The organism is Nitrospira sp. NS4 (assembly GCF_049546785.1).
In the GTDB taxonomy this organism is placed as follows: Bacteria; Nitrospirota; Nitrospiria; order Nitrospirales; family Nitrospiraceae; genus Nitrospira_D.
In genome coordinates this window covers 114,638-139,718 of the sequence record NZ_JBMWAN010000005.1, presented here as the reverse complement: position 1 = coordinate 139,718, position 25,081 = coordinate 114,638, and the positions used below count along the sequence as shown (strand labels likewise).

Below are 25,081 nucleotides of genomic sequence, written 5' to 3'. Positions count from 1 at the left end.
GACGACGTCAGCGTCTGATCGACCCCGGCGTTCCTCCAGCGGCAATCGCGGTGGATGGCGTCAGAAGGGTTTTGACTCGATCGGGAATGGTCTGCAGCCGCTTCGGTTCAATCCGTTCATCGCTGGTGCGGATCGCTCCGGTCGCGGACTCGACGGCGATGCCCAGGATGTTATTCGCAGTATCGGTCAGATGGAGAATAGCCGGATCGATCCGGCCATTCGGATAGAGCATCAGATCGATGCGACCGGATTCCCGCTTGACCGGGCCGGCCGAGATGTCGGCAAAACGAATGCTTTCCGGAAGCGACCGAGGCGTGACCCAGCTTGCATCCGGCAACGGCCGTTCTTCCTTTCCCTCAAGCGTCACGGCCCAGTAAGTGTTCTGATCGATGTTCATGGAGAGCTTCACCGGCTTTTGAGTGGCCATCGCAATGCCCTGGAGTGTCCGTACCGTCCCGATCAGCTTCCGGCCGGTCGAGGCCAAATCCTCGCCCAGATTCACCCGCGGAATGACGATGCCCAGCACCGCGACAAGGAGAAACATGACGATGATCATCTCCAGCAGCGTAAAACCATTCGCTGCAGGCACGGGGCACGGGGCACGGGGCGAGGGGGCCGGATGTTTTCGGTAGCCTCCTTCGATATTCCGCCTCGTGCCTCTCGCCTCCCGTCTCGAAGCGCTCAGCATGGACTAATCCTTGTCCAGGTTCCAGTTGGTGATGTCGGCATTCACGCCTTCGCCGCCGACTTCGCCGTCCGTGCCGAGGGACATGATTTCATAATCAGCCTTGATTTGCCCGAATTGCCCCTGCTGGACCGGTGCCGGACTGAGATACTTGTAAGGGTTTCCCCAGGGATCTTCGGGAAGCTTGTCGATATATCCGCCGATCTTCCACTTCTTGGGGACCACACCCACCGACGGCTTCTGGACCAACGCCTTGAGCCCTTGCTCGCTGGAGGGATAGACCCCGTTGTCCAGCTTATACAGCTGGAGCGCTCCTTCGATGTTCCGGATCTGCACTTTGGCTGCTGTTCGTTTCGCGTCATCGGTGCGGCCCATGATCCGCGGCACCACCAGCGCGGCAAGGATGGCAAGGATCGCCACCACCACCATGATTTCGATAAAGGTGAAACCGGCGGCTCCGCCGCCGGCGCGAGGCATAAGGCGTGAAGGGAGACGCAGCCGTCGCTTTCTCATCCAGTGCTTCATGGGTTCCGTGCTCCATTCCTGACGATCACTCATTCTCAACCCTCCCTTTCAAACACTTCACTGTCCACTCATCACGCATTCCCGGTTACCGAACCATTTGGCCCATTTCGAAGATGGGCAGGAGAATGGCCACCACGATGAAGAAGACGATCACGCCCATCACGAGAATCATGATCGGTTCCAGCAACGAGGTAAACCGTGTGATGACCCGTTCGACTTCTCCGTCATAGATCTGGCCGATCCGGCGCAGCATCTCCTCCATCTCGCCGCTTCGCTCGCCGACGGCGATCATGTGCGTCACCAGGGACGGGAACTGGCCGCTGCGCTTCAGGGGATCGGCGATGGTTTCGCCCTCCCGGATGTTCTGCCGGGCTCCTTCGACGGCTTCTTCCAGGATACGATTGTTCATGACGCGCTTGGAGACATCCAAGGCGTCGAGTAGCTGGACCCCGCTGGACAACATCGTGGCCAATGTCCCCGTGAGCCGTGAAATCGACACCATGCGGGCGACTTCGCCGATCAATGGGATGCGCAAAATCAGCCGGTCCGCCATGACGCGTCCCGACTCGGTCTGTATGTAGCGGCGAATCATCAGGCCGCCGCCGATCAGCGCCAGCATCATCACAGGCCAGTAGGTGGAGCAGAAGTGGCTGATCGACATGAGCACGACGGTCGGGAAGGGGAGCGCCTGTTTCATGCTGGCGAACACCGCGGTGATTTTCGGCACCACGAACGTCATGAGGAAAAATAGCACACCGACCCCGACGGTCAGCATGAGGGCCGGGTAGAGAATGGCGTTCGTGACTTTGTTTCTGAGCGCCAGTTGTTTTTCCAGAAACTCCGCGAGGCGGAACAGAATTTGATCGAGCGCGCCGCTGGCCTCGCCCGCCCGCACCATATGCACATAGATGGGAGAAAAATCCTTTTCGTACAATCCAAGGGTATGGCTGAGCGCTTTGCCGCCGCGCACCTGTTCGCGCACGTCGGCCAGCAGCGCTTTGGCCGGCTTCTTTTCCGTCTGATCGATCAGGACCCCCAAGGCCTCAACGAGCGGGAGGCCGGCGACAAGCAAGGTGGCAAACTGTCTGGTGAGCATCGCGAGTTCTGAGGAGGACAGGACTGCGGACCGGCCGAGCGGCGGACCGCTCGTCAGCTGGTCCCGCGACACCTGACGGCCGCCGGTCTGGTTCTGCTCCACGACATCCGTGGGGAATACGCCGTCTTTCCGCAGTTTCAGGCGGGCGACTTTCACACTTTCGGCGTCGACAATGCCGGCAGCCGCACCGCCATCGCTCCGATACCCTCGGTATTGATAGACCGGCATGACTACAGTTCGATCTCCTGCTGCGTAATTCGCATGACCTCTTCCATGGTGGTCACGCCCTGCGCGACCTTGGCGGCACCTTCCTGCTTGAGCGTGATCATGCCCTTGGCAATCGCCGCCTGTTTGATCGCAGCCGCGTCGGCCTTCGTCCCGATCAGCCGGCGAACCTCATCATCGAGAATCAGCAGTTCGTAGATTCCCGTTCGCCCCCGGTACCCGGTTTGGGAACAGGCCGGACAGCCCGCGCCTCGATACAACGTCATCGGGGTCTTGCTGTCCAGGCCCAGCCGGACGAGTTCATCTGCACTGGCTTTGTAGGGGCGTTTGCAGTCGGGGCAGATCTGCCGCAGAAGTCGCTGCGCCAGCACGGCCACCACGGACGAGGCCACGAGGAACGGCTCGATCCCCATGTCGATCAAGCGGGTCGCCGCGCTCGCCGCATCGTTGGTGTGCAATGTCGAAAAGACCAGGTGGCCGGTCAACGACGCATGGATGGCGATTTCCGCGGTTTCCCGATCGCGGATTTCCCCGATCATGATGACATCGGGGTCCTGGCGGAGAATCGAACGCAGCCCTGCGGCAAAGGAGAGGTTGATCTTGGGGTTTACCTGCATCTGGCCGATCCCGAGGAGCTGATATTCGACGGGATCCTCGACGGTGATGATGTTTTTGTCCGGCGCGTTGATCTGGCTCAAGGCGGCATAAAGGGTCGTGGTCTTGCCGCTTCCGGTGGGCCCTGTGACCAGAATAATTCCGTGGGCCAGTTGAATCATCTGTTGAATGGCCGCGAGCCGGTCGGCGGAAAATCCCATCTCCGTCAAATTGAGCAGGCGATTTTCTTTTTCCAGGAGCCGGAGGACGACACGTTCGCCGTGAGAGGTGGGGAGGACCGAAACACGCAGGTCTACGTCCTTACCGGCCGTGCGAATAGCGAAGCGCCCGTCTTGTGGCAGGCGTTTTTCGGCAATATTCAGCCCGGCCATAATCTTGATTCTGGCCACGATGCTTGCCTGGAGCCGTTTTGGCGGGGTGAGCACGGGATACAGCACTCCGTCGATCCGGTAGCGGACCACCAACCCGCGTTCGAAGGACTCGAAGTGGATGTCGCTGGCCCGCTGGCGAACCGCCTGGAAGAGCACCGAATTGACGAGACGGATGATCGGGGCTTCATCGGTCGAATCGAGCAAATCCTGTGGTTCATCGAGTTCGTGCGCCAGCTGATCCAGATTTTCCGTCGCCGCGATGTCTTCCATGACCTGCTCGGCTCCGGCGGGACTGGCGGCTTCATCGTAGACGCGATTGAGACAGGCGAGGAGGGCGACCCCGGTGGTCAGGACGGGCCGAACCGGCATCCCCAGGAGCAGCCGAAGATCGTCGATGGCAACGGTTTCCAGCGGATCACTGGTCGCCACGACGATCGCGCCGCTTTCCTCCCGAAGGGGCAGCACGCGATAGCGCCGCGCGAACCCGATCGGAACTCGTTTGATCAGAGCATGGTCGATCTCAGCCGTTTCAAGTCGCGGCATCCAGGGCAGCTCAAATTGCAGCGCCAACGCTTCGAGGAGCTCTTCTTCACGCAACATGCGCAAGTGGAGCAGGGCTTCCCCCAGCCGGCCGCCTTTCTCGTGCTGGTAGGCGAGCGCCTCATTCAGCTTGGAATCGGGCAGATTGAACTTCTGGCCAAGAATCCTGCCGAGAAGCGGTCTCCCGAACCGTGCCGGTTGTTCATCGTTTTCGTCGCTCACAGTCCCTCGCACGCCCTGTCACAGTCCGGAGTCATGACGAAAGTCCTCAGCCTGACCATTCATGTTTCGTGGCACGACCCGATAGAGGAGTGGGGCTTAACACCAAGAAAAATAAGAACAACTGGATCAAACATACTCTCCAATCCCCATACGTAGCAAGGAAATGAGCAGAGATAACCAGCCTACTGCGAATGAGTCAATGAGGTGAAACCTGAGAAAGAGAGATTCTCTGCCCTGCGGAAGACGTCGAGCATGACACATGATCATGCAACCCGGAGCGGAAAGGAGAGGAGACTTACCGCAGGTCGTAGGTCATCGTCACCCGCTGATTATTCCGCACCATATCGACTTTGACCGTCCGTTCATTCTTGAGCTGTTGGAAGAGGCTGAGCATCGTGGACGGATCGCGCACATCAACCCCGTTGACCCGCTGCAGCACATCGCCATATTGGATGCCGATCTTTTCGTAGAAGCTGGCCGGGGCAATGTAGTCCATCCGATACCCGCTGGGAGTTCCGTTGACCATGTAGGGAACCGCGCGGGCTTGCGTCAGGAGCTTGGGCAAGTCCGCCATGGCCTGCTCGACTTCCCGCCGGTCAAGTACTTTTCGCAACGGAGCCCCGGAGGTGGTGACCGCCGGAGGAGCGGCCGCCACCGCCGTCTGGGTGGGCTTGTCGGTAGGCGCCAATTCAAGCAGTTCCTGAAGGTCGCCACTGCGCACCACGATGCCATCGCGGCGAATCTCACTCACCTCTCCGACGTCAGGGATCTGGGCATGCAACCGATAGAGCGACTGTCGTTTGCTGGCCAGCTCTTCGACAATGGCAAAGGCCCCCTGTTGATTGCCGACGACCACTCCGATCAGCCGGAGCTTCGTGGCCACTCCCAGGGAGGCGCGCACCGGCGCGTTCGCCTGTCCGGTTCCTAGGCCGATCAGGGCGGGGGGCAGGACAAACAACCCGCTCGATCGGATTTGATCGATATACTGGTGAGACGAAGGAGCGGCGACGGGTACAGTCGAGTTGCCGGCGGCAGACCCCGACGACTTCAAGCCGGGCAGATAGAGTGACTCGGCCACGAATGCATTGATCGAATGAGCGACAAAAAACAACCCGACCGACAAGTACACCGCCAAAATAACACGGCGAAGATGATGATAATGAGCGGCTTCAAAACCCATAACTAGGTACACCCCATCTTGCAATATATATTTTTATCCTAGCCCATCGGGGGAGGGTCAAGCAAGATTCCTGCCGATTTGGGAAGAAGAATCCAGCCTCTGATCAGGAATCATGGCCAGGAGAGACGCAAGAAAGCGGGGTGAATTTGAACGCCTTCGGCAAAGAATGCGTGCTGATTTCAGAGTCTCTAGTAACGATAACTTGTAAAGCATTGAAATGCCGACAGCTCTACGGCTTGATTTACCGGCTCAATACTTGCTGCATTTGTCGAGTGGTGGTTGGTTTGGGGAAAAAAGGAAACGGTACCGTGAATCATTCTGACGGAATGTTCCCGATTCAAGAAGTTCCAAATGTTTCAAGTCTAACCTCCCTGAAGCATGAACTCACGCCGGCGCCTTCTGTGCCTGAGGTACCGGGGGATAGAGCGCGCGAACCGGTGAACGCAGAGTGCTCACTCGCGCACGAGGCCTTTGAGCGGGGAACCGCCCTCAAGCGGGCAGGGCTATTCAATCAAGCGGCTGCGCATTTTGAGCGAGCGGCGCAGCACCCGGATTATGCCGTCAGAGGTATGGCCCAGATGGGGTTCTGTTTCAAAAGGTGCAGTAGAAGGGAAGAGGCAGTGGCTGCCTTTCAGCGGGCTGTGCAGATCTCTTCCGGATCTTCAAACGAACGTGTGCCCATTTTGTATCTCCTTGGGAAAACGTATGAATGTCTCGGGCGCACATTTGAGGCCTTGGAAACCTATCGCTGGATCAGACGTGAAAGCCCCGGTTACCGGGATGTTGCCGATCGGATTGTCCGCCTGAGCTCACGGCGAGCCAGCACCGGTTCAGGGAAGCCACCGGCGGCTCTGTCCGCGCCTTGGGCAGAAGATTTTCTCACGACATGGTGGGCCATACTTCGCCCACGCAAGTAATCCCACGAATCTTTTCCGGACGTCCGGACTCACGTCAGAAAACCATCATGTCGCCGGGCTTGAAAGCGGAGCCGACGACATTCCGGCGAAGCCTTGTAGTTCGCGTGAGCTTGTGGCGCGCATTCATGCCGTCCTTCGGCCTGTTGCGACGAGTGCCCACGAGAATGTCGGCGATCCCGACACAGAGATCACCCTGGAACAGACTTAGCACGGTGCGACCTTTCTTGGCCAAGATTTGCTGTGGTGCAAACCGGAGTGGCGAACGCTCCTGCGTCCGGCAAAAACGACGGACAGGGTGGTGCCATCTGAGGAGGTTCGGACCATCCTGTGGGGGAACGATAGTTGGCGACACGATCGGGATCTCGATCAGATCATCACTTCACTCAATCTCAAACCGGCCCCTCAGCCAGGAAGCCCAAAGCACATTGCCCAGGTTCCCGGGACCGGGTATCGTCTGATCCGCAAAAAACAGGCTCTCCCCCTCAGCACCTAAACCAGGGCCATCAACTTTCGGGAGGAAGGTGCACGGCGTCGGCCGTCTGTGGTAGCGTCATTCCGATTCCGGAGCACGTTTATGGACTGTATTTTAATGCGCCACGGCATCGCGATTGACGGCGAAGCCTGGGACGGCCCGGACGAGACCCGCCCCTTGACCGGACAGGGGAAGAAAAAGCTGCGGGAAGCCGCCAGGGGGCTTGCAGCGATGGGACTTTCGCCCACGCATATTCTGAGCAGTCCGCTGACCCGGGCACGGGAAACCGCCAGGCTTGTGCGGGAGAGTATCGGTTCATCGCCCGATATCGTCGAATGCAAGGAGCTCGCTCCGGGAACTTCTCCGGAACAGCTGACGGCGTTGCTCTCAGGCTTGCCGTCGGACGCGCTTGTCTTGTGCGTCGGCCATGAACCTCTGTTGGGCGAAACGGCTGGCTATTGGCTCACGGGGCGGTCGCGCAAGAACTTTCCTCTCAAGAAAGCCGGGGCACTCCATGTCCGCTTCGATCAGACGGTCGCAGCGGGACAGGGTATCCTGCGCTGGTGCTGCCAGCCCGCGCAGCTTCGCCTCATAGGGGAGCGACATCCGGACGCTCGGTGACCGTGTTCTCTGATGCCGGACCCAGGGTGTTGTCGATCTCGGGCTCTCCTGTAACAGGGTGATTATCGGGCAAGGTGTCCCATGCTGTCGATGGGGCCGGTCAGGATTTTTCTGCCTGCTGCGACACCGCTGTAAACTGGACCCGTCGACGAAACACCTGTTCCAAGAGATCGGTCCGCTGTTTCGCGGTCCACAGTTCCATCTCCGCATCTCCGCTCACGGTTGCCGCAATCGTCAATGTCTGACCGACTTTGACATGCACTGTCTGAACGACAGAAAAGTGGGTGCGGTCCAGTGCATCGGCCACGCGGAGCAGCGCGGCCAACACCCGCACCGTTCGTTTCAACTTGAGTGAGAGGTTGCCGAATCCCTCGTGCTTGGTCGCGGGCAGGGCCCGGCGATGATACCGGGCCACGTTCGCGACCACGTCGATCTCTTCGGCGGTCAGCCCGCCGATGTCGCTATACTTGATCAGATAGTACGCATGTTTGTGATGCTGCCGGGGATTAATGAGATAGCCGATGTCGTGCAGCACGGCGGCATACTCGAGCAAATTGCGCTCTGATTCACCCAGGCCATGCAATCGCCTGGTTTGGTCAAAGAGCCGCAGGGCCAGACCGGCCACATGCAGCGAATGAACTTCAGGAGCCCTGCAGCGTCTGGCCAGTCCCATCACATTGCGGCGGCGCACGTCCGGAATGTCACGCTCCGCTTTCAACCCGTCACGGTGCCGTTCGATAAAATCGTAAATGACCCCTTCCCGAATGGCCTTGTCGCAGAGGGTCATCTCATCGGACCCGGACAGCTCCAATAGGCGGCGCAGCACGACGGCCGCTGGCAGTAATGTGTCGACGCGTTTCGGGTCCAGCCCGGGAATGGCCAGCCGGGCTCTGATCGAGGATCGTCGAAGCTCGGCCTCGACGGCGCGGACGTCTTTAAGACTCACGGTGGCCAGATTCAATTGCGGCAGGGGACGACCCGTGTGGCGCAGGTGAATCACCTCGGCGAGATTGCCGGCCATCCCGGACGTCGCAACGACGGAGTCGAACGTCTTCACCTTGAATCTTTCGAGCGCCGGTTCAAGCGAGGAGGTTACCTCATCTGACAGACTCTTCATCATGGCTTCCGTCGGCGGTGTCTTTGCAAGGTGCCGCTCGGAGAGCCGGATGGCCCCCAGCTTCAGACTTTGCACTTGCTGCAAACCATCAGAGTTCCCGACGATGAGTTCCACTGACCCGCCGCCCACATCCACCACCATGGCCGGTTTCTCGGAGAGGGCGATGCTGTGTTTGACGCCGAGAAAAATCAGCCGGGCTTCTTCGCCTCCGCTGATCACCCTGATCTTGATTCCTGTTTGCTCCTCAACGAGACCGACGAAATCGCCTCCGTTCCTCGCTTCGCGCACCGCGCTGGTGGCCACGGCCACAATGCGCTCAAAGCCCTTATTGCGCGCCAGCGTCACGAGCGTCTTGAGGACCTCCAAGGCCCGGCCTATCGCCTCGTCGGACAGCCGACGCGTTTCAAACGCTCCGTTGCCCAGGCGTGTCATATCCTTAAAGCGGTCGAGAATTTTGTAACTGGCGTCGGGAAGAATTTCCGCCAACACCATATGAATGGAGTTGGTTCCGATGTCGATCACGGCGAGTTTTGCCATAGGAAAGATGCTCCGAAATCGCAGCGAGAGGGAGGCACGGACCTTAACGAAGGACCGTCATACTGTCAAGGCGCAGTGGCATCCCCGAGAAGCTGGCGTTGTGCGACGGGCACAGGAGAAGCCCTGAACAGTCCTGTGAGAAAGACTGCCGCCGTTACTCTTTTACGACGAAATGGACGCTCCGGTTCTTTTGCCAGCAGGTTTGGGTATGCTCAAAGCAGAGCGGCCGGTCTTTCCCATAGCTGGTTGTGCGCAATTCGACGTTGAGGCCCAGTTGTTGAAGATAGCCCTGCACGCTCTGCGCACGTCGTTCGCCCAGCACAAGATTGTAGGCCGCGGTACCGATTTCATCCCCCCGGCCCTCCAGGAGAATCCGCTTGGTTCCTTCCTCTTTCAAGCGTCGGGCGTTGGCTTCCAGCACCGGCAATGCGTCGCTCCGCAGCGTGGCGCGGTCGAAATCGAAGAGCACGTCTGTAATGGAGATGCTCGCCGCGCCGGTCGCATTGCGAGCCGCCAGTTCCGCTCGCATCATCGGACTGGTACGCGAGGCCGGCGTCGCCAAATCGCTCTGGGCCAGATCCCGGATCCCCGGATCGACAATCCGCTCTTCGTCCGGGGCGTGCGCCTCTCCGCCGGACCTTCCGGACTGGGTCGCGCACCCTTGTGCTCCGAGGGCGATGATGATCACAAATAGTCCCGAGGTGATCAAGTATGAAGGTGTTCGCATATTGCCTCCTGACGTCATCGCACTAGCGTACTGCAATTATTAGGGAAAGGCGACGGCTTTGAACTTTTCATAAAGGGGTCTCACCGGGTGAAGCAGAGGCCATTGCAACACCGCCATCGAATCATCGACATAGCCCGGTGTCCGCATGCCGTTCAGCACACTCGTCACGCCCGGCGTGCTGGCCAGGACCCAGAGGGCTTTGCGTGAGAGTGATTCGCGACGACGTTCTACGGGCAGGAAGGGGTTCAGCGCTTCGGCCACCGCTGCCGTTCGTCGTCGGCTGCGCTCCGTCGCTTCGCGTCGCAGCCCGCGCAGCAGCGTCAGCAGCTCGGGCACGTATCGGTCGCGCCAGGCTTCCCATTGCTCGGCCACAGCCCCGGACAGATGGCGCGACAGGGCCTGCAGGACCTGGTTCACATGCGGAGCGATCATCTGATGTTCGATCTGCTCCCAATGCTCCAGGCCCTGAATCTGCGCGTGGATCCGTTCGAGTTCCTGGGCCCAATTGAAGAACTCCGACGGTACCATGCCCTGACCGCCATGTTGGACGGACGGGGCAATCACGCGTCGGTACTCATCCTCCAACTCCGCGACGCGCTGACGTTGTCCGGGGAAATCCACCGGCTGATCTTCGAGCGGAAAATCAGCGAGACGCAGCATGCCCCCACGCCCTGTCGGCATCGCATTCAAGGGCCGATTCACCAGCACGGCCAGCCCCTCCTGCTGCGCGAGTTCGAGCACCGTCTGGCTGTCGTTCCCTCCGGTATTGGCTTGGAGCGCGGCGCCGGATTCGAAGAGGTTCATCGGACATTGCAGTACCCTGCAGTGATGGGTCGGGTGACCGGCCTGCTGCGCTGCTGCCTGGGCCGCCTGGAGCATGCGACTGAGCGAGGTGGCTTCCGGATCATCCGGAGCCGCCGTCACGGTATTGGACGAGACCCCGTAATACTGAAGCCGCCCGGCGGCAACCTGGGATTCGAAATAGGCGAAGGCTCGCTGCAATCGCCCGTAGAACCTGTTCCGGAGGTCGGCAAGAGGTCCCTCTCCACGATGGGCCGCTTCCGACAAGTAGTATTCGGGATTATGCAGTAGACAAACATCGAGCGTCGCCAGGCCCAATCGATCCAGTGACAAGGCCAATTGATCCGCGAGAAAGTCTGGATGCAGGCAGTGCCAGATCCCTTCCCCGTACTTCACCATATCGGGATAAGGGCGGCCGGATTGTTCCCGCGCCTGAGCCAGCTTCAAATTCTGTCCCTGTACGTAGCCGATCTTGGAGACGACGACGACTGCTTCGCGGGCGAGTTGTCCGGTCTTCACCAGTTCGGCCAGCACCGAGCCTACGAGGCGCTCGCTGTCCCCATCCATGTAGTTGGTCGAGGTGTCAACGAGATTGCAGCCGCCAGCCAAAGCGTTCTTCAATGCCTGACGATGCTCCGATTCCTTGGCGTCTACCCGATAGGTGCCGAACCCGAGCCGCGACGTGGTGAGCCCGGTTGACCCGAAGGAGGTTAACCCGTGGGCCAGGGACCCGGAGGGCGACAGGCCGACCATGCGCGTCGCATAGGCCGCCGTGCCTTGTACCGTGGCCCGGCCGGGCAGCTGCGCTCCTCGCAGCATATTCCCTGTGGCATGTTCCGCGGAGTTCGCGTTTATTCGATTTGCATGAAGGGTTTCGGCCACAGCCTGGGGATCGGTGACGGGTCGCTGGCAACTGAAATTCCGGCACACATACAGAGCCGGTTGACCCGCAACCATCGTCTTGCCTTGCAACAAGGGGAGGTGTGAGCTGTGATTCGGCCCGCTCGTCGCCATAATGCGATTCGGCAGATATTCGTCCGCCACCGCTCGTCGCAGGGATTGGAACGTCGCCTCCTGCTCGTCGCCCACAAGGGCCAATTCCACCGGACCTTCCATCAAAAAATCGACGACGGCCAGGCTCTTGGCAAAGGCGCGGGGATAGCGGGTGATCTGCCGCCCATAGGCCCGCACGGCGCCCACTGCGGCGTCCCGCCAATCCTGCCGATCAAAATGACTCGCCAGCCGTGCGAGCGCCGAGGCTGCGACGGCGTTCCCGCTGGGTGTTGCGCCATCGGCTCCTTCCCGACTGCGGAGAATGAGCGGCTCGTGCCCCTTGGCGGTGGTGAAAAACCCGCCCTGGTCGGCATCAAGAAACTCGGTCATGACACGGTCGGCCAATCGAGCGGCGGCATGCAGATACCGTTCGGATGCACCGGCTTCGTACAGATCGATGAGTCCCTCCGCCAAATATGCGTAGTCCTCAAGATAGGCATCGAGATGCGCGCGTCCGGCTCGAGAAGTGCGCAGGAGCCGGCCATCCTCCCGCATATGGTTCGATAACAGGAAGTCGGCTGTGCGCACAGCGGCTTCGCGATAGCGCGGGGCATCGAAGACGCGGGCCGCCTCGGCCATCGCCGAGAGCATCATCCCATTCCAGGCGGTGATCACTTTATCGTCGAGACCGGGGGCTATACGCTGTTGACGGGCGCGATACAGCAGCGGCGTCACGCGGGCCGCGGTCTCCAGCAATTCGTCGCTCGTGAGATCGAGTTCCTTTGCCACGTCGGGCAGCGGGCGCAATCGATTGGGGATGCTGGTGTGTTCCCAGTTGCCGGATTCGGTGATGTCGTACAACACGCAGAACCGCCGCGCGTCTTCTGTGTTTCCGATCGCGTCCAGCACCTCGGCCGGTTTCCAGACGAAGAATTTTCCTTCGACCCCTTCGGAGTCCGCGTCGGTCGCCGAATAGAATCCGCCCGAGGGCCCGGTCATGTCTCTCAACACATAGTCGAGGACCTCGCAGGCCACCCGGCGGTAATCGGCCTTCTTGGTCACCTGATAAGCTTCGACATAGACGCGAGCCAGGAGCGCATTGTCGTAGAGCATCTTCTCGAAGTGCGGAACCAGCCATCGGGCATCGGTCGAATAGCGTGCAAAGCCGCCGCCGATGTGGTCGTAGATGCCGCCCGCCGCCATCATGTCGAGGGTCTTTGTGACCATGGCCAAAGTTTGAGCGTCGCCGGTCCGCCGATGGCAGCGGAGGAGCAACGACAGTCCAGCGGCCGGTGGAAACTTGGGCGCCCCGCCGAATCCGCCATAGGTCTTGTCGAAGTCCTCTTTGAATGAGACAACCGCATCGTCCAGGACAGATTCACCGACCGAGACGGGGGAGGGGATCCGGCCTTCGCCCTTCAAGCGCTCAGTCATTTCCCTGGCCTGCGTGCGTACGCCCGCCGTATCTCGCTTCCAATAGTCGGCAATCTTTTTGAGCAGCGTCGGAAACCCGGGCCGGCCCCAGCGATCTTCCGGCGGGAAATAGGTGCCGGCAAAGAAGGGCTCTTGATCGGGTGTGAGAAACACCGTCATCGGCCAGCCGCCTTGACCATTGTTCATCGCCACTGTGGCGGCCATGTAAATTTCATCCAGATCCGGCCGCTCCTCGCGGTCCACTTTGATGCAGATGAAGTCGGCATTCATCAGCGCGGCAATCGATTCGTTTTCGAAGGATTCCCGCTCCATCACATGGCACCAATGGCAGGAGGAATAGCCGATTGAGAGCAGGATGGGTTTATCGGCAGACTTGGCTGCCCTCAGGGCCTCCTCACCCCAGGGATACCAATCCACCGGGTTATAGGCATGTTGAAGGAGATAGGGGCTGGTTTCGGAGGCAAGACGGTTCGGCCGTCGAGTTGGTGATGAAGTAGTCATGGTCAGGACGGTACCATCGGTGGGGAGAGGGGGTCAACGGACTCAACATTGAAGATGGAATACCCGCAAGGGGACGCATAATAAAAAGGCCCACGATCCGAAGATCGTAGGCCTTTCGAGACTTAGAGTCAGGCTTGTCTGATTCAGACAAACGACGTATGTCGTAATTACTTGCCGCCCTTCTCTTCCTTCTTCTTCTCGTCGCCGAACACGACGTGGCCGCCCTTCTTCTCTTCCTTCTTCTTCTCTTCACCGAACACCACCACGTGGCCGCCCTTCTTCTCTTCCTTCTTCTTCTCTTCGGCAAAGGAAGGAGCGCTGAAGGTCACTGCCACTGCCACCGCCATGATCGCCATCAACATGCTCTTCATAACCAATTACCCCCTGTTTGGTTTGGATGATGTGCCCGTCAATGCCGGGCAAACTGGCGACGGAGGTTAGCCAAAACGAGAGATAAAGTCAACTCTTCAAATCCTCAAGCCAGCGAACGAGCAAGCGAAAAGGGAAACCGAATATCAGAAGCAAACGTGCGACTTCTCCTCCCGAGTCTGAGGAGACCGTCCACTCGCCTGAGTGTGATAGGCTGAATGCGTGATTGCACAAGCGGAGGCTCAATATGGCGGAAATTGGACCCTATTCGAATTATCGCCTGACGGCCAGGCTGGAATTGGCCAATAAGCCCGGTATCTTTGCCCGGGTTGCGGCCGCTCTGGCCGAAGAAGGGGCCAACCTTGGGGCCGTCGACATCGTCTCAGCCACCAAGACCCGGATGGTTCGGGACGTGACCTTCGATGTTCACAATGAAGACCATGGTGAGAAGGTCCTGGGCCGATTAAGCGCACTGCCCGATGTCACCGTACTTTCGGCTTCCGACCGGATCTTTCTCCTCCACCTCGGCGGGAAGATCCGTGTCGAGGGCAAGTTTCCCGTCAGCACCAGAAATGTCCTTTCAATGGTCTATACGCCCGGCGTCGGCCGTGTGGCTCAAGCCATTGCGAAAGACACATCAAAGGTCTATGCGCTGACGAGCAAGAGCAATAGCGTGGCGGTCGTCACGGACGGGTCCGCCGTGCTGGGACTCGGCAACCTCGGCCCGGAAGCCGCTTTGCCGGTGATGGAGGGCAAGGTGATGCTGTTCAAAGAGTTGGCTGGAATCGACGCCTGGCCTCTGTGTCTGAACACGCAAGATCCGGATGAAATCGTGCGCATTGTGGAGGGCATCGCCCCGGGCTTCGGGGCCATCAATCTGGAGGACATCGGCGCCCCCCGCTGCTTCGAGATTGAACGAAGGTTGAAAGCGTCGCTCGACATCCCGGTGATGCATGATGACCAGCATGGCACGGCTGTCGTGATTCTCGCCGCGCTGACCAACGCCCTTACCGTGACAGGCAAACGGCTGGGGAGCATCCGCATCGTGGTCAACGGTCTGGGAGCGGCAGGCACGGCCTGCTGCCGGATGTTGCTGGCTGCCGGTGTGTCGCACCTGGTCGGGTGCGATAAGGAAGGCATCATCCTGCAGGGAGAGGCCGATGAACTGCGCGCCTGCCGGACCAATCTCAGCACGTGTCTGACCCGTGATAAACCGACCGGTTCCTTGCGCGATGCGTTGAAAGGGGCTGACGTGTTTATCGGCCTCTCGGTCGGCAATCTTCTGACCGGGGAAGACCTCGACGTAATGGCCGCGGATCGAATCGTTTTTGCCATGGCCAACCCGGACCCAGAAGTTCCGCCGGAACTTGCGGCTTCGCACTGCCGCATCTTTGCCACCGGTCGGTCCGATTATCCCAACCAAATCAACAATGCGCTCGCGTTTCCCGGTATCTTCCGTGGCGCGCTTGATGTCCAAGCGACCGACATCAACGAACCGATGAAGCTGGCCGCAGCCAAGGCGATCGCGCAGACCATTCCACAGGGCGCCTTAAGCGAGGACTACATCATTCCCAGCCTCTTCGACAAAGACGTCGTCCCGTGCGTCGCCCGCGCCGTCGCGGCTGCCGCTCGCGACAGTGGTGTCGCACGCAGGCGAGCAAAAGCGGACGACCTGCCGTTTCCGGTGTAATTCCGTACCTCGGAGAGACAGGCCGGCAGGCGGAATTCCTCGCCGTCGGCACTCTTCTGACTACGAATCCCACTGTGTTACAATGCGCGGCGCCGGGAGCGCACACAAGCCATGCCGTTTTCACAAGCCAAATTCATCAAGTTCCAGGGCGGTATGCGCAAGCGGATCGATTCGCTTCGCATCAAGACGGAAGACAGCCTTGAAATCGCCGTCGACACGATGATGGAAGAACGGGTGGACAGCTTTTTCCGGGTTGAACAGGGGTTGGAGGAGATTATCAAGTCGCTGTTGGAGATCGAGGAGGAACTCGGCCTGGTCCGGGATCTCTCCGGGGCCATGCGGTTGGAATCCCGCCTGGAATTTGTCGAAGACCGGTGGGACGAGTTCGATAGCGAGATCCGCGAACGGCCGCGCCGCCGCCGCAAAAAAATCAGTCTCGCCGACATGTTGAAAGCCGCCAGCGGCGACCTGTCGCAAGGCTCCAGCGGCATCAACAATGCCATGGATGCCTATGCCACCATGGGTGTCGAGTTCGGCAGTTCCCTCGCCGATGTGACCGCGGCCTTCAGGCAGAGGGCCAAACAACTGCATCCGGATGCGAACAACGGGGACCGCAGTTCCGAGCCGGAATTGCGGCGCATGCTGGAAGCCTATCAGTTTCTGAAAGAATATTTGAGCCTTAGCAATGTGGAGCCGCCACGGCAGGCTGACGCATCTTACAACCCGACCGAATAATGGATAGGAGTGCCGTGCATTCAACCAGATATATTAAGACCACCGACGAGCTTGAACGGTTGTGCGATCACCTGGCCACGGCTTCCCGCCTTGCCCTGGATACGGAGTTCGTCGGCGAAGAAAGTTTTGTGCCCAGGCTGGAGCTGATTCAGGTCGCCACGGAACAGCACTCGGCCATCATCGATTTTCCCGCGTTGCAAGAATCCACCGCATTGGCCCCGTTTTGGGAGATCGTCCGCAATCCGCAGGTTGAGAAAATTGTGCATGCCGGGCGGCAGGACCTGGATCTCTTCGCCACCCATGCCGGTGCGATTCCCAAACCTTTCTTCGACACGCAGATCGCGGCCGCGATGGTCGGATACGGCGCTCAGGTGGCTTATGCCAACCTCGTCTTGCGGGTGCATGGGAAAAAACTTGCCAAGGCCCATACCTTTACCAATTGGAGCGCGCGACCGCTCACCTCCGATCAGCTGGCCTACGCCCTGGAGGATGTCGAGTTTTTGCTCGCCATTCATGATCACTTGCGCGCGCGCCTCCACAAACTGGGCCGGCTGGCATGGGCCGATGAAGAATTCTCACGGCTGGAAACCGCAGTCGGCGACACCCGTCGGGAACCTCAAGAACGGTACCAACGCGTTCGCGGGTGGGACAGCCTCAAGCCCAAATCTGCTGCGGTGCTCCGGGAACTCGCGGCCTGGCGTGAAAGCGAAGCCCGGCGGCGGAATGTGCCCCGGGGCCGCGTGATGCGCGACGAAGTCCTGCTACAGCTGGCGCGGCATCCGCCGCGCTCGGTCGAGGAACTGCGCGCCGTGCGCGGCCTGCATGGATCGGAAGTCGACCGTCACGGCGAGACGTTGCTCGCCACAATGCAATCCGCTCTGGCGCTTCCGGCTTCCGCGTGGCCGGATGTGCCGAAGGAGCGCAAGGTTGAACCGGAATCGACCGGAATGGTGGAACTGCTGCAGGCGGTCATGAAGGCGCAAGCGGCCCACCATGAAATCGCCCCGACGCTCCTCGCCACCACCGCCGATATCCAGGCTTTGGTCGATGCAAGAGCGCAAGGCACCACACCTGACCTCCCGGTCATGCGCGGGTGGCGGCGGATCCTGCTCGGAGACCTCTTGTTGCAGGTGCTGAACGGGGAGGTCGCCGTGAAGATTGACCCCTCCTCGGGGAAGCTTGCCTGGTCGTAGGCCATCACGCGGCCCCTTCGGGGGCCTCATCGCTGTGATCAGAGCAGCTTCTTGACCGACTCCGCGGGCCTCGCGAGGATGGCCGTATCGCCCTTCACCACGATGGGACGCTGAATGAGATCGGGATGCTGCACCATCAGAGCGATCAGCTCGTCGTCGCTCAGATTCTTCTTTGCCAGGCCGAGCTCTTTATAGATATCCTCCTTGGTGCGGAGCACGTCCTTGGGCGACAGTCCTGCTTTCTTCAGCAACCCCTTGAGTAACTCTTTCGTAAACGGCTCCTCATAGTAATTGATCGCCTTGAAGTCCATGCCGCTGTCACGGACCAACTGCATAGTCTGGCGGCATGTGGTACAGGTCGGTTTTTGATAAATCGTGATGTCGGACATGGTCACTCCTTTGTCATTTCTGTGGGGACTGCCTTGACGCCATTTTTCCGGCTGTGCTAGACCTCAGTCAAGTTTTCATTCACTGGGCCCTCGTGTGAATCCTATGCCGCTTGTTGGAACCAGCTCTTCGGGGCAATTCTCCTGTGCCACGTCCGCGCACCACACCTTGCGTGAACTCCGCACGAAGCGGAAGGGGCAGCCGGTGTTTGTATTGGGCCATCTCCTGCAGCGGAAAGGACAGGAGGCGACCTTTGAAGTTTTTAACGACCGCATTGCGCTGGTGAAGTTTTCCGATGGAGCGGTGGTCGGATATGATCCGATTGAACTCTTGCTCCCGACGGAAATCGACGACAAAGGTGTGGCCTATTTCGAAATCCGGCCCTGTGCCCAATGCGAGATTCTCTTTTCCCTCACCGCCGAAGAGCGCGACGCAGAGGTTGAGCCGACGCACTGTCCCGAATGCCGCGGATAAACTAATCCACCAGCGGCGCGACGTCCAACGCCTTTTTCAGCAAGCAGTCTCCGGCAAATCCCTGCAGAACCATGGGCAGAAGTGAGGCATCGATTGCGCGCACCGAACTCACACGGAACCCGTCTCCGGCCCGCTGTCCCTCCAGTTTCAGTGCATGGCAGATTTCCAGCTTCTTCCAGATCAGATTGCCAAGGATAGTTTCTGAAGCCAGCAGCTTTATGTCTGAGACGGTTCCGTCGATCGCCACTTTGGCCGGCACTTTGGCCTTGTCTTTAGGGGCTTCGCTCACCACGGCATAGGCCAACTGGTCTTCCTCGGCCATGGCCAAGCCCGTTCCCACGCATCCCAATCCGACCAGCAGACATCCCAGGAGGGTCAGCGAAAGACGCATGTTATGGATTTCTCCCCGGCCCCTCCGGCTGTGCAATGCCGATCGGTGGGGAAACGGCCGATCGCTCCGGTGAAACCGGTCCGCCGTGTCCGATGGTGCTCGTTCCGACCGTTCGTGAAGGCGGTCCTGTCTGCGCGGGAGCCACGGGCGTACGATCCCGTGTGCGCCAAAAGACAATGGCTGCCGGCACAAGGACCAACACTCCCAAGATCAACAAGACTCGCAACATTGAGACTCCTGAAACATCTGCGCGTGGAAGACAGTATGCCAATCGACCGGGATCAATTCAAGGACAGGCGCTCCTTGGACGGCTATTTCATGGTATTGTAGCCAGGAAGCGATTTGTGTCGATCATTTTCCGGAGGTCGTCGCATGCCACACGATTTCATGCCGGGGTTGGCGGGAGTGCCGGCCGCCACCTCCTCGATCAGCGATGTGGATGGTCAGCAGGGTGTGCTCGAGTATCGTGGAATTCGTGTCGAGGAACTCTGCGCACAATCGTCCTTCCTGGAAACCTCCTATCTTCTCCTGTTCGGCCGCTTGCCAGCCGCATCGCAATTGGAACAATGGACGAGTGATATCTCCCATCATCGCCGTGTCAAATTCCGTATCGTCGATCTTTTGAAATGTCTTCCGGAACACGGCCATCCGATGGACGCGTTGCAGGCGGCAGTGGCCGCGCTCGGCATGTTCTATCCGGGACGGCAGGTGAAAGATGCGGAGACTAATTATTGGTCTGCCGTGCGGCTGATCGCGAAGCTCCCCACCATCGTCGCCGCCTGGGCGAGACTGCGGCATGGAGATGATCCGATCCCGCCGCAGGACGATCTCGAGTTCTCCGAAAACTTCCTCTATATGCTCACGGAGCGTAGGCCCCATCCGCTCTGGAAAGAGATCTTCGACGACTGTCTGATCCTGCATGCCGAACATACGATGAATGCCTCGACCTTTACAGGCCTCGTCACCGCCTCCACGCTCGCCGACCCCTATACAGTCGTCGCGTCGTCGATCGGTGCCTTGAAGGGGCCGCTGCACGGAGGCGCCAATGAGGAAGTCGTTCAGATGCTCAGGGAAATCGCCAGCCCAGACCACGCACAGGCTTATGTCGAACAGCAATTGGCGGCCAGGCGAAAACTCATGGGCTTCGGCCATCGTGTCTACAAAGTGAAAGATCCACGCGCGACGGTGCTGCAACGGCTCTGCGAACGTCTCTTCCAGGAATGCGGTCCTTCGCCCCTCTACACGATCGCGCTGGAAGTGGAACGGACGGCAGGGGAGTCGCTCAATGGGAAAGGGATTTATCCGAACGTCGATTTCTACTCCGGCATCATCTATGACAAGATGGGGATCGATGTGAATCTTTTCACCCCGCTGTTTGCCATGGCCCGCGTGTCCGGCTGGCTGGCGCACTGGCTGGAGCAGCTTCAAGAAAACAAGTTGTTCCGTCCCGATCAGATTTACTCGGGGGAACACAACCGCCCCTATGTCCCGCTGGCCCAACGCTAGCGATCGATCTTCGTCCCTTCCCCTTGACTCTCCCGGAGTCGAAATTATCTTTCGTCCAGGCAGAATGACAGGCGCGCGCCGGCTTACACCATCATTAACGTGCGGAAAATTCTGACAGGAGGTTTGCCATGAGTGCACTGATGCGCTGGGATCCGTTTCGTGAACTTGAAGATGTGTCGGACCGGTTGAATCGCATGTTTGCCCGGCCCGCGGTGCGTACGAACGGCAAAGAAACGCTGACGGTCGCCGACTGGGTGCCCACGGTGGATATCAGTGAAACCGACGGGGAGTACCTGATCAAGGCGGAACTCCCGGAGGTCAAGAAAGAGGATGTGAAAGTGACCCTGGAAGAGGGCGTCCTGACCATTCAGGGACAGCGCCGTCAGGAGAAGGAGGAGAAGACGACGAAATACCACCGGATTGAACGGTCGTACGGTACGTTTCTCCGGAGCTTCTCTCTGCCGGATCAGGTGAACGAGAGCGGGGTGAAGGCCGAATTCAAGGACGGGATGCTGAATCTTCACATCCCGAAGTCGGAAAAAGCGAAACCACGCGCGATCGAAGTGAAAGTCGGGTAAATCTCCCGATGCCAGTGCTCTGATGAAAGGCCCGCTCCGGCGGGCCTTTCTTTTTTTGTACGGGTCGGACTCCGCATTCCTGCCTCCAATACTCTTGAGCTTCCACGCAGCAACCGTTTAAGATGCGCGGTCCTTTTGTCCACACGACTCTTTAGCGAGGAGATCAGGTTATGAAGAAGTCTTCCGGTAAGAAGTCCGCAGCGGCCTCAACGCACACGGCTCCGGTCGGCACCCGCATCGAACGAGATACCATGGGTGAGTTGGCCGTCCCGTCGGACGCGTACTACGGAGTCCAGACCGCCCGGGCGATTGAAAACTTTCCGATCAGTTCCTTGCGGATGCCGCGCTCAGTGATCCGGGCGATGGGGCTCATCAAACGCGCGGCAGCTTCGGTGAATCACTCGCTGGGTCTCCTTGATAAGAAACAGGCGGATGCGATCAGACAGGCCGCGACGGAAGTGGTGGATGGCAAGCTTGACGCTGAGTTTCCCGTCGATATCTTTCAGACCGGATCCGGCACCTCCACCAACATGAATACGAACGAAGTCATCTCGAATCGGGCCACCGAACTTCTGGGCGGCTTACGCGGCAGCAAGCTGGTACATCCCAACGACCACGTGAACCTGGGACAGTCCAGCAACGACGTCATCCCCACCGCCATCCATATCGCGGCCGGGGAACTGATGCAGCGGGAACTTCTCCCGGCATTGACCCGCTTGCACAAGGCGCTCGATCGCAAAGCCAAAGAGTTCGACAAGATCGTCAAGATCGGCCGCACTCATTTGCAAGATGCCACGCCGGTCCGGTTGGGGCAGGAATTCGGCGGCTATGCGCGCCAGATTGAACTTGGTATTCAACGGGTGAGGCGTGCTCAGGACGCCCTGAGCGAAGTGGCGCTCGGCGGGACGGCTGTCGGTACCGGATTGAACTGCCATCCCAGGTTTTCCTCCAAAGTGATGGCGATCATTTCCAAAGAAACCGGCTGTACGTTCAAAGAAGCCAAAAATCACTTTGAGGCCCAGTCGGCTCAGGATTCATTGGTTGAAGCGAGCGGGGAGCTGCGGACACTTGCCGTGAGCCTCATGAAGATCGCCAACGACATTCGCTGGCTCGGCTCAGGCCCGCGCTGCGGATTAGGAGAAATCAATCTGCCGGAGACGCAACCGGGTTCCTCCATTATGCCGGGGAAGGTGAACCCCGTGATCGCAGAATCCGTCACGATGGTCTGCGCGCAGGTGATCGGCAATGACGTGACGGTCGCCATCGGCGGACAGGCAGCCAACTTCGAGTTGATCGTGATGTTGCCGGTGATGGCCTATAATCTGCTGCAATCCATCGAATTGCTTGCCACGGTTTCAAATAACTTCGCGGCGAAGTGCATCGAAGGCATCAAGGCGAATGAAGAACGCTGCAAGAGCCTGATCGAGGAAAGCCTGGCGATGTGTACTGCTCTGGCGCCGGAGATCGGCTACGAAGCGGCCGCGAAACTCGCGAAGGACGCCTATAAGTCCGGCAAGACCGTCCGTGAAGTGGCGAAGGAGCAAAAGGTGCTCTCAGACAAGCGCCTCACCGAACTCCTCGATCCCTGGCGCATGACGATGCCAGGGGGACCGGTAGGGAGTGCGGGGGGATAAGCCGGAGGCTGGAAGGGTGTGGTGCTGTGTTGACCATGGATCAAAAAGGGACGGCTCAGAACGCCGAGGATTATCACACGGAATCTTTGACACCCCAAAACGCTCTATGCTAATGTCCGCGAAACTGTTGGGGTTCTAGGCACTTTCTATCCACTTTTCCCAGGGAACATCGCATGAGCGCACAGAGCAAGCACGTGATTATTGTGGCCGGAGCCGGACCAGCCGGGATGGCCGCTGCGAATATGCTGGCGAAGGCCGGCCATGAAGTCATTATCTTGAATCGCGACATCAAGTTCGGCGGACTGGCTGAGTACGGTATTTTCCCGGCCAAGCTGAAGCTGCGTGGCGGATTGAAGAAACAATATTGGGAGATGCTGGAACAGCCGAACGTCCATTATTTCGGGAATGTGTCGATCGGCAAGGACAAGGATCTGAGTGTCGAAGATGTTCGTGCACTCGGGGCCAGTGCAGTCGTGTTTGCCATTGGTGCGCAGGGCACGAAGGCGATCGGTGTGGAAGGCGATTCAGCTCAGGGTGTATTTCACGCCAAGGATGTCGTCTATCACTTCAACCGCTTGCCGGGTTTCGGCGATCGGCCATTCGACATGGGGAAGCATGTGGCGGTGATCGGTGCCGGTGACGTGATGGTGGATATTGCCCATTGGCTCATTCGCTACAAGAAGGTGGATCGGGTCACGGCGATTGTGCGGCGCGGTCCGCTTGAGAGGAAATACAATCCGAAAGAGATTCGGTCGGTCTGCGCGAATATGGATGTCGAAGGGATTACCACGGAAGTCGCGCGTATCAAGGATCGTCTTGCGGCGGTGGGACAGAATGCAGACGAAGTCTTGAAAGGACTGACGGACGAATTTACGAAATGTGAACCCGCAGTCAGCGAGACCAAAATGGGCTTTAAGTTTCTGGCCTCGCCCAAGCGGATCCTGGTGGATGGAAACAATCGCGTGCGCGGACTGGAGATGGAAGACAATAAGCTGGAGCCCAAAGGCAACGATACGGCGGCGGTCGGGTTGAAACAGTACTATGAGTTCCCCTGCGATGCCGTCGTCTTCGCCGTGGGCGATCGAGTCGATGAAACAGTCGGTCTGCCCTATAAAGGCGGCGTGTATGTGACCAATCCCAACAAGACGAACAACGATCCTGACGATGCGCTCTTTCAGGCGTATGACGAAGCCTCGGGAAAAGTGGTAGAGGGCGTGTTCCTCGCGGGGTGGGCACGAAAGGCGAGCGAAGGACTTGTCGGCGTGGCCAAGCGGGACGGGGAGTGGTGTGCGGAAGTCGTCACGCGCTATCTGGATACCAACCCATCCGGCAACCCGTCTTCTGCGAAATCCGTGTTGGATAAACTGAACGCGCTTCTAAAGGAGCGCAAGAGCCATCCGGTCGATCTTGCCGGTCTGAAGGCGCTCGATGCGGCAGAGAAGGCCCACAGCGGTGCGACCGATTGTATCGGAGAGTTTAAGTACGCCACGAACCAGGACATGCTCAAGTTCATTGAGCAACGGACTCGGTAAGCGGTTCTGCAAGAGAAATTGGATTTACCCATCCCCCCATTTCAACTTTTCTCGTAATACATCGTAGTAGCGAGTCTCAGGAAACCGGATCAGCCTGGTCCGGTGTTCTGAGACTTTCATCTCCACGGAGTCTCCCTGGGACAGCGCCACGCCGACCTGTCCATCCATGGTGGCCATAGCTCCGTCATCCTTGCTGGTGAGCGTCACTTCAATTTCAGCGTGAGCTGGCACGATTAACGGGCGATGCGTGAGCGTGTGGGGACAGATGGGGGTGAGCATGAGTGACTGCACGGCCGGCTCGATGATGGGACCGCCTGCCGAAAGAGAGTAGGCCGTCGATCCCGTCGGGGTGGTCACGATCAATCCGTCGCCGCGCAAGTTCGTGACGAATTCGCCCTGAATCGCAATCTTCAACTCGATCATCCGGGCCAGAGTCCCCTTGCTGACTACGACATCGTTCAATACACCCCCCTGCGCGACTGTTTCGCCATGGCGATGGATATGCGTCTTCAACATGAGCCGCTCATCCAATACATAATCGTTGGCGAAAACCCGTTCGAGTGAAGGGTAGAGATTATCCAGACGCACTTCAGTGAGGAACCCCAGCCCTCCCATATTGACGCCGAGAATGGGGATGCTCCGCTCGCCCGCCAGCCGCGCGGCATTGAGCATGGTTCCGTCACCCCCAAGGACGAGCAGAACGTCCGCCTTTCCCGCCAGCTGAGTCTTCTGTATTCCCCCCGGCTCACCGAGGAGCGATGCCGAAGTGGTATCCAGCAGAACATCAATGCTTCTGGCCCGCAGCCAGTTCACGACATTCTGCAGCGTGGCCTTGACCTCTGGAAACTTGGGCTTGATCAGAATGCCGATACTTTTGCTTTTCATGAGAAGTGTCCAGCGAGCCGTTGATGATGGGACAGCGTGAAAGGTGCGGGATTGTATAGGGACGATTCTTTTTCTGTCAACGCGACACAGACCGTTCTTCCGTTCATCATCGAGTAGCAACCCCTCGT

The 25,081-nt window shown here is 59.0% G+C and carries 22 protein-coding genes; 10 read left to right on the top strand and 12 right to left on the bottom strand.

What is annotated here, in order from left to right:
- Positions 1 to 7 precede the first annotated feature (7 nt).
- The 5 genes from ACO9S2_RS15235 to ACO9S2_RS15215 all read right to left on the bottom strand — a co-directional run bounded on the left by ACO9S2_RS15235 (position 8) and on the right by ACO9S2_RS15215 (position 5,459).
- Positions 8 to 688 (bottom strand): pilus assembly FimT family protein, encoded by a 681-nt coding sequence (locus ACO9S2_RS15235; protein WP_423723236.1) that lies wholly within the window; start codon positions 686 to 688, stop codon positions 8 to 10.
- A 3-nt stretch (positions 689 to 691) separates the two neighbouring features.
- Positions 692 to 1,198: a type II secretion system major pseudopilin GspG gene (gene gspG / locus ACO9S2_RS15230; RefSeq protein ID WP_423723383.1), complete on the bottom strand. Its 507-nt coding sequence runs from the start codon at positions 1,196 to 1,198 to the stop codon at positions 692 to 694.
- A 97-nt stretch (positions 1,199 to 1,295) separates the two neighbouring features.
- Positions 1,296 to 2,534, bottom strand: a complete 1,239-nt coding sequence (gspF, locus tag ACO9S2_RS15225) for a type II secretion system inner membrane protein GspF (protein ID WP_423723235.1) — start codon at positions 2,532 to 2,534, stop codon at positions 1,296 to 1,298.
- A 2-nt stretch (positions 2,535 to 2,536) separates the two neighbouring features.
- On the bottom strand, positions 2,537 to 4,279 hold the full coding sequence (gene gspE, locus ACO9S2_RS15220; protein ID WP_423723234.1) for a type II secretion system ATPase GspE: 1,743 nt from the start codon (positions 4,277 to 4,279) through the stop codon (positions 2,537 to 2,539).
- Positions 4,280 to 4,574: 295 nt separating this feature from the next.
- Positions 4,575 to 5,459 carry a type II secretion system protein N gene (locus ACO9S2_RS15215; RefSeq protein ID WP_423723233.1) on the bottom strand — a complete coding sequence of 295 codons (885 nt, stop codon included), beginning with the start codon at positions 5,457 to 5,459 and terminating at the stop codon, positions 4,575 to 4,577.
- Positions 5,460 to 6,611: 1,152 nt separating this feature from the next.
- Here ACO9S2_RS15215 and ACO9S2_RS15210 point away from each other — a divergent pair.
- Positions 6,612 to 6,869, top strand: a complete 258-nt coding sequence (locus tag ACO9S2_RS15210) for a winged helix-turn-helix domain-containing protein (RefSeq protein WP_423723232.1) — start codon at positions 6,612 to 6,614, stop codon at positions 6,867 to 6,869.
- 81 nt (positions 6,870 to 6,950) lie between these two features.
- A complete protein-coding gene (locus ACO9S2_RS15205) occupies positions 6,951 to 7,469 on the top strand; it encodes a SixA phosphatase family protein (protein ID WP_423723231.1) in 519 nt (172 codons plus the stop codon).
- A 100-nt stretch (positions 7,470 to 7,569) separates the two neighbouring features.
- Here ACO9S2_RS15205 and ACO9S2_RS15200 read toward each other — a convergent pair whose 3' ends face one another.
- The 4 genes from ACO9S2_RS15200 to ACO9S2_RS15185 form a co-directional block, all read right to left on the bottom strand.
- On the bottom strand, positions 7,570 to 9,123 hold the full coding sequence (locus ACO9S2_RS15200; RefSeq protein ID WP_423723230.1) for an HD domain-containing protein: 1,554 nt from the start codon (positions 9,121 to 9,123) through the stop codon (positions 7,570 to 7,572).
- A 154-nt stretch (positions 9,124 to 9,277) separates the two neighbouring features.
- Positions 9,278 to 9,850 carry an OmpA family protein gene (locus ACO9S2_RS15195; protein WP_423723229.1) on the bottom strand — a complete coding sequence of 191 codons (573 nt, stop codon included), beginning with the start codon at positions 9,848 to 9,850 and terminating at the stop codon, positions 9,278 to 9,280.
- A gap of 39 nt (positions 9,851 to 9,889) precedes the next feature.
- Positions 9,890 to 13,579: an aldo/keto reductase gene (locus ACO9S2_RS15190; RefSeq protein WP_423723228.1), complete on the bottom strand. Its 3,690-nt coding sequence runs from the start codon at positions 13,577 to 13,579 to the stop codon at positions 9,890 to 9,892.
- A gap of 167 nt (positions 13,580 to 13,746) precedes the next feature.
- Complete coding sequence (locus ACO9S2_RS15185; protein ID WP_423723227.1) at positions 13,747 to 13,950, bottom strand: hypothetical protein; 204 nt, start codon at positions 13,948 to 13,950, stop codon at positions 13,747 to 13,749.
- Between the two features lie 245 nt (positions 13,951 to 14,195).
- On the opposite strand from ACO9S2_RS15185, the gene ACO9S2_RS15180 reads away from it, so the two are divergent.
- From ACO9S2_RS15180 to rnd, 3 genes are all read left to right on the top strand, one after another.
- The gene (locus ACO9S2_RS15180; protein ID WP_423723226.1) at positions 14,196 to 15,638 is read left to right on the top strand and encodes an NAD-dependent malic enzyme; all 1,443 of its coding nucleotides are present in this window, start codon (positions 14,196 to 14,198) and stop codon (positions 15,636 to 15,638) included.
- 111 nt (positions 15,639 to 15,749) lie between these two features.
- Positions 15,750 to 16,373 (top strand): J domain-containing protein, encoded by a 624-nt coding sequence (locus tag ACO9S2_RS15175; RefSeq protein WP_423723225.1) that lies wholly within the window; start codon positions 15,750 to 15,752, stop codon positions 16,371 to 16,373.
- Positions 16,374 to 16,387: 14 nt separating this feature from the next.
- Positions 16,388 to 17,566: a ribonuclease D gene (gene rnd / locus ACO9S2_RS15170; RefSeq protein ID WP_423723224.1), complete on the top strand. Its 1,179-nt coding sequence runs from the start codon at positions 16,388 to 16,390 to the stop codon at positions 17,564 to 17,566.
- 38 nt (positions 17,567 to 17,604) lie between these two features.
- Here rnd and arsC read toward each other — a convergent pair whose 3' ends face one another.
- Positions 17,605 to 17,955: an arsenate reductase (glutaredoxin) gene (arsC, locus tag ACO9S2_RS15165; protein WP_423723223.1), complete on the bottom strand. Its 351-nt coding sequence runs from the start codon at positions 17,953 to 17,955 to the stop codon at positions 17,605 to 17,607.
- A gap of 103 nt (positions 17,956 to 18,058) precedes the next feature.
- On the opposite strand from arsC, the gene ACO9S2_RS15160 reads away from it, so the two are divergent.
- Positions 18,059 to 18,427 carry a hypothetical protein gene (locus ACO9S2_RS15160; RefSeq protein WP_423723222.1) on the top strand — a complete coding sequence of 123 codons (369 nt, stop codon included), beginning with the start codon at positions 18,059 to 18,061 and terminating at the stop codon, positions 18,425 to 18,427.
- 1 nt (position 18,428) lies between these two features.
- Here the strand turns inward: ACO9S2_RS15160 and ACO9S2_RS15155 are convergent, their stop codons facing one another.
- A complete protein-coding gene (locus ACO9S2_RS15155; RefSeq protein ID WP_423723220.1) occupies positions 18,429 to 18,818 on the bottom strand; it encodes a hypothetical protein in 390 nt (129 codons plus the stop codon).
- Positions 18,819 to 19,190: 372 nt separating this feature from the next.
- Between ACO9S2_RS15155 and ACO9S2_RS15150 the strand changes: the two genes are divergently transcribed.
- From ACO9S2_RS15150 to ACO9S2_RS15135, 4 genes are all read left to right on the top strand, one after another.
- Positions 19,191 to 20,324: a citrate synthase gene (locus ACO9S2_RS15150; RefSeq protein ID WP_423723219.1), complete on the top strand. Its 1,134-nt coding sequence runs from the start codon at positions 19,191 to 19,193 to the stop codon at positions 20,322 to 20,324.
- A gap of 128 nt (positions 20,325 to 20,452) precedes the next feature.
- The gene (locus ACO9S2_RS15145) at positions 20,453 to 20,902 is read left to right on the top strand and encodes an Hsp20/alpha crystallin family protein (protein ID WP_423723218.1); all 450 of its coding nucleotides are present in this window, start codon (positions 20,453 to 20,455) and stop codon (positions 20,900 to 20,902) included.
- A gap of 170 nt (positions 20,903 to 21,072) precedes the next feature.
- Positions 21,073 to 22,536, top strand: a complete 1,464-nt coding sequence (locus ACO9S2_RS15140) for a class II fumarate hydratase (RefSeq protein ID WP_423723217.1) — start codon at positions 21,073 to 21,075, stop codon at positions 22,534 to 22,536.
- A gap of 173 nt (positions 22,537 to 22,709) precedes the next feature.
- A complete protein-coding gene (locus ACO9S2_RS15135; protein WP_423723216.1) occupies positions 22,710 to 24,068 on the top strand; it encodes an FAD-dependent oxidoreductase in 1,359 nt (452 codons plus the stop codon).
- 24 nt (positions 24,069 to 24,092) lie between these two features.
- Here ACO9S2_RS15135 and ACO9S2_RS15130 read toward each other — a convergent pair whose 3' ends face one another.
- Entirely contained in the window at positions 24,093 to 24,953 is an 861-nt protein-coding gene (locus ACO9S2_RS15130; RefSeq protein ID WP_423723215.1) for an NAD(+)/NADH kinase, read from the bottom strand.
- Positions 24,954 to 25,081 lie beyond the last annotated feature (128 nt).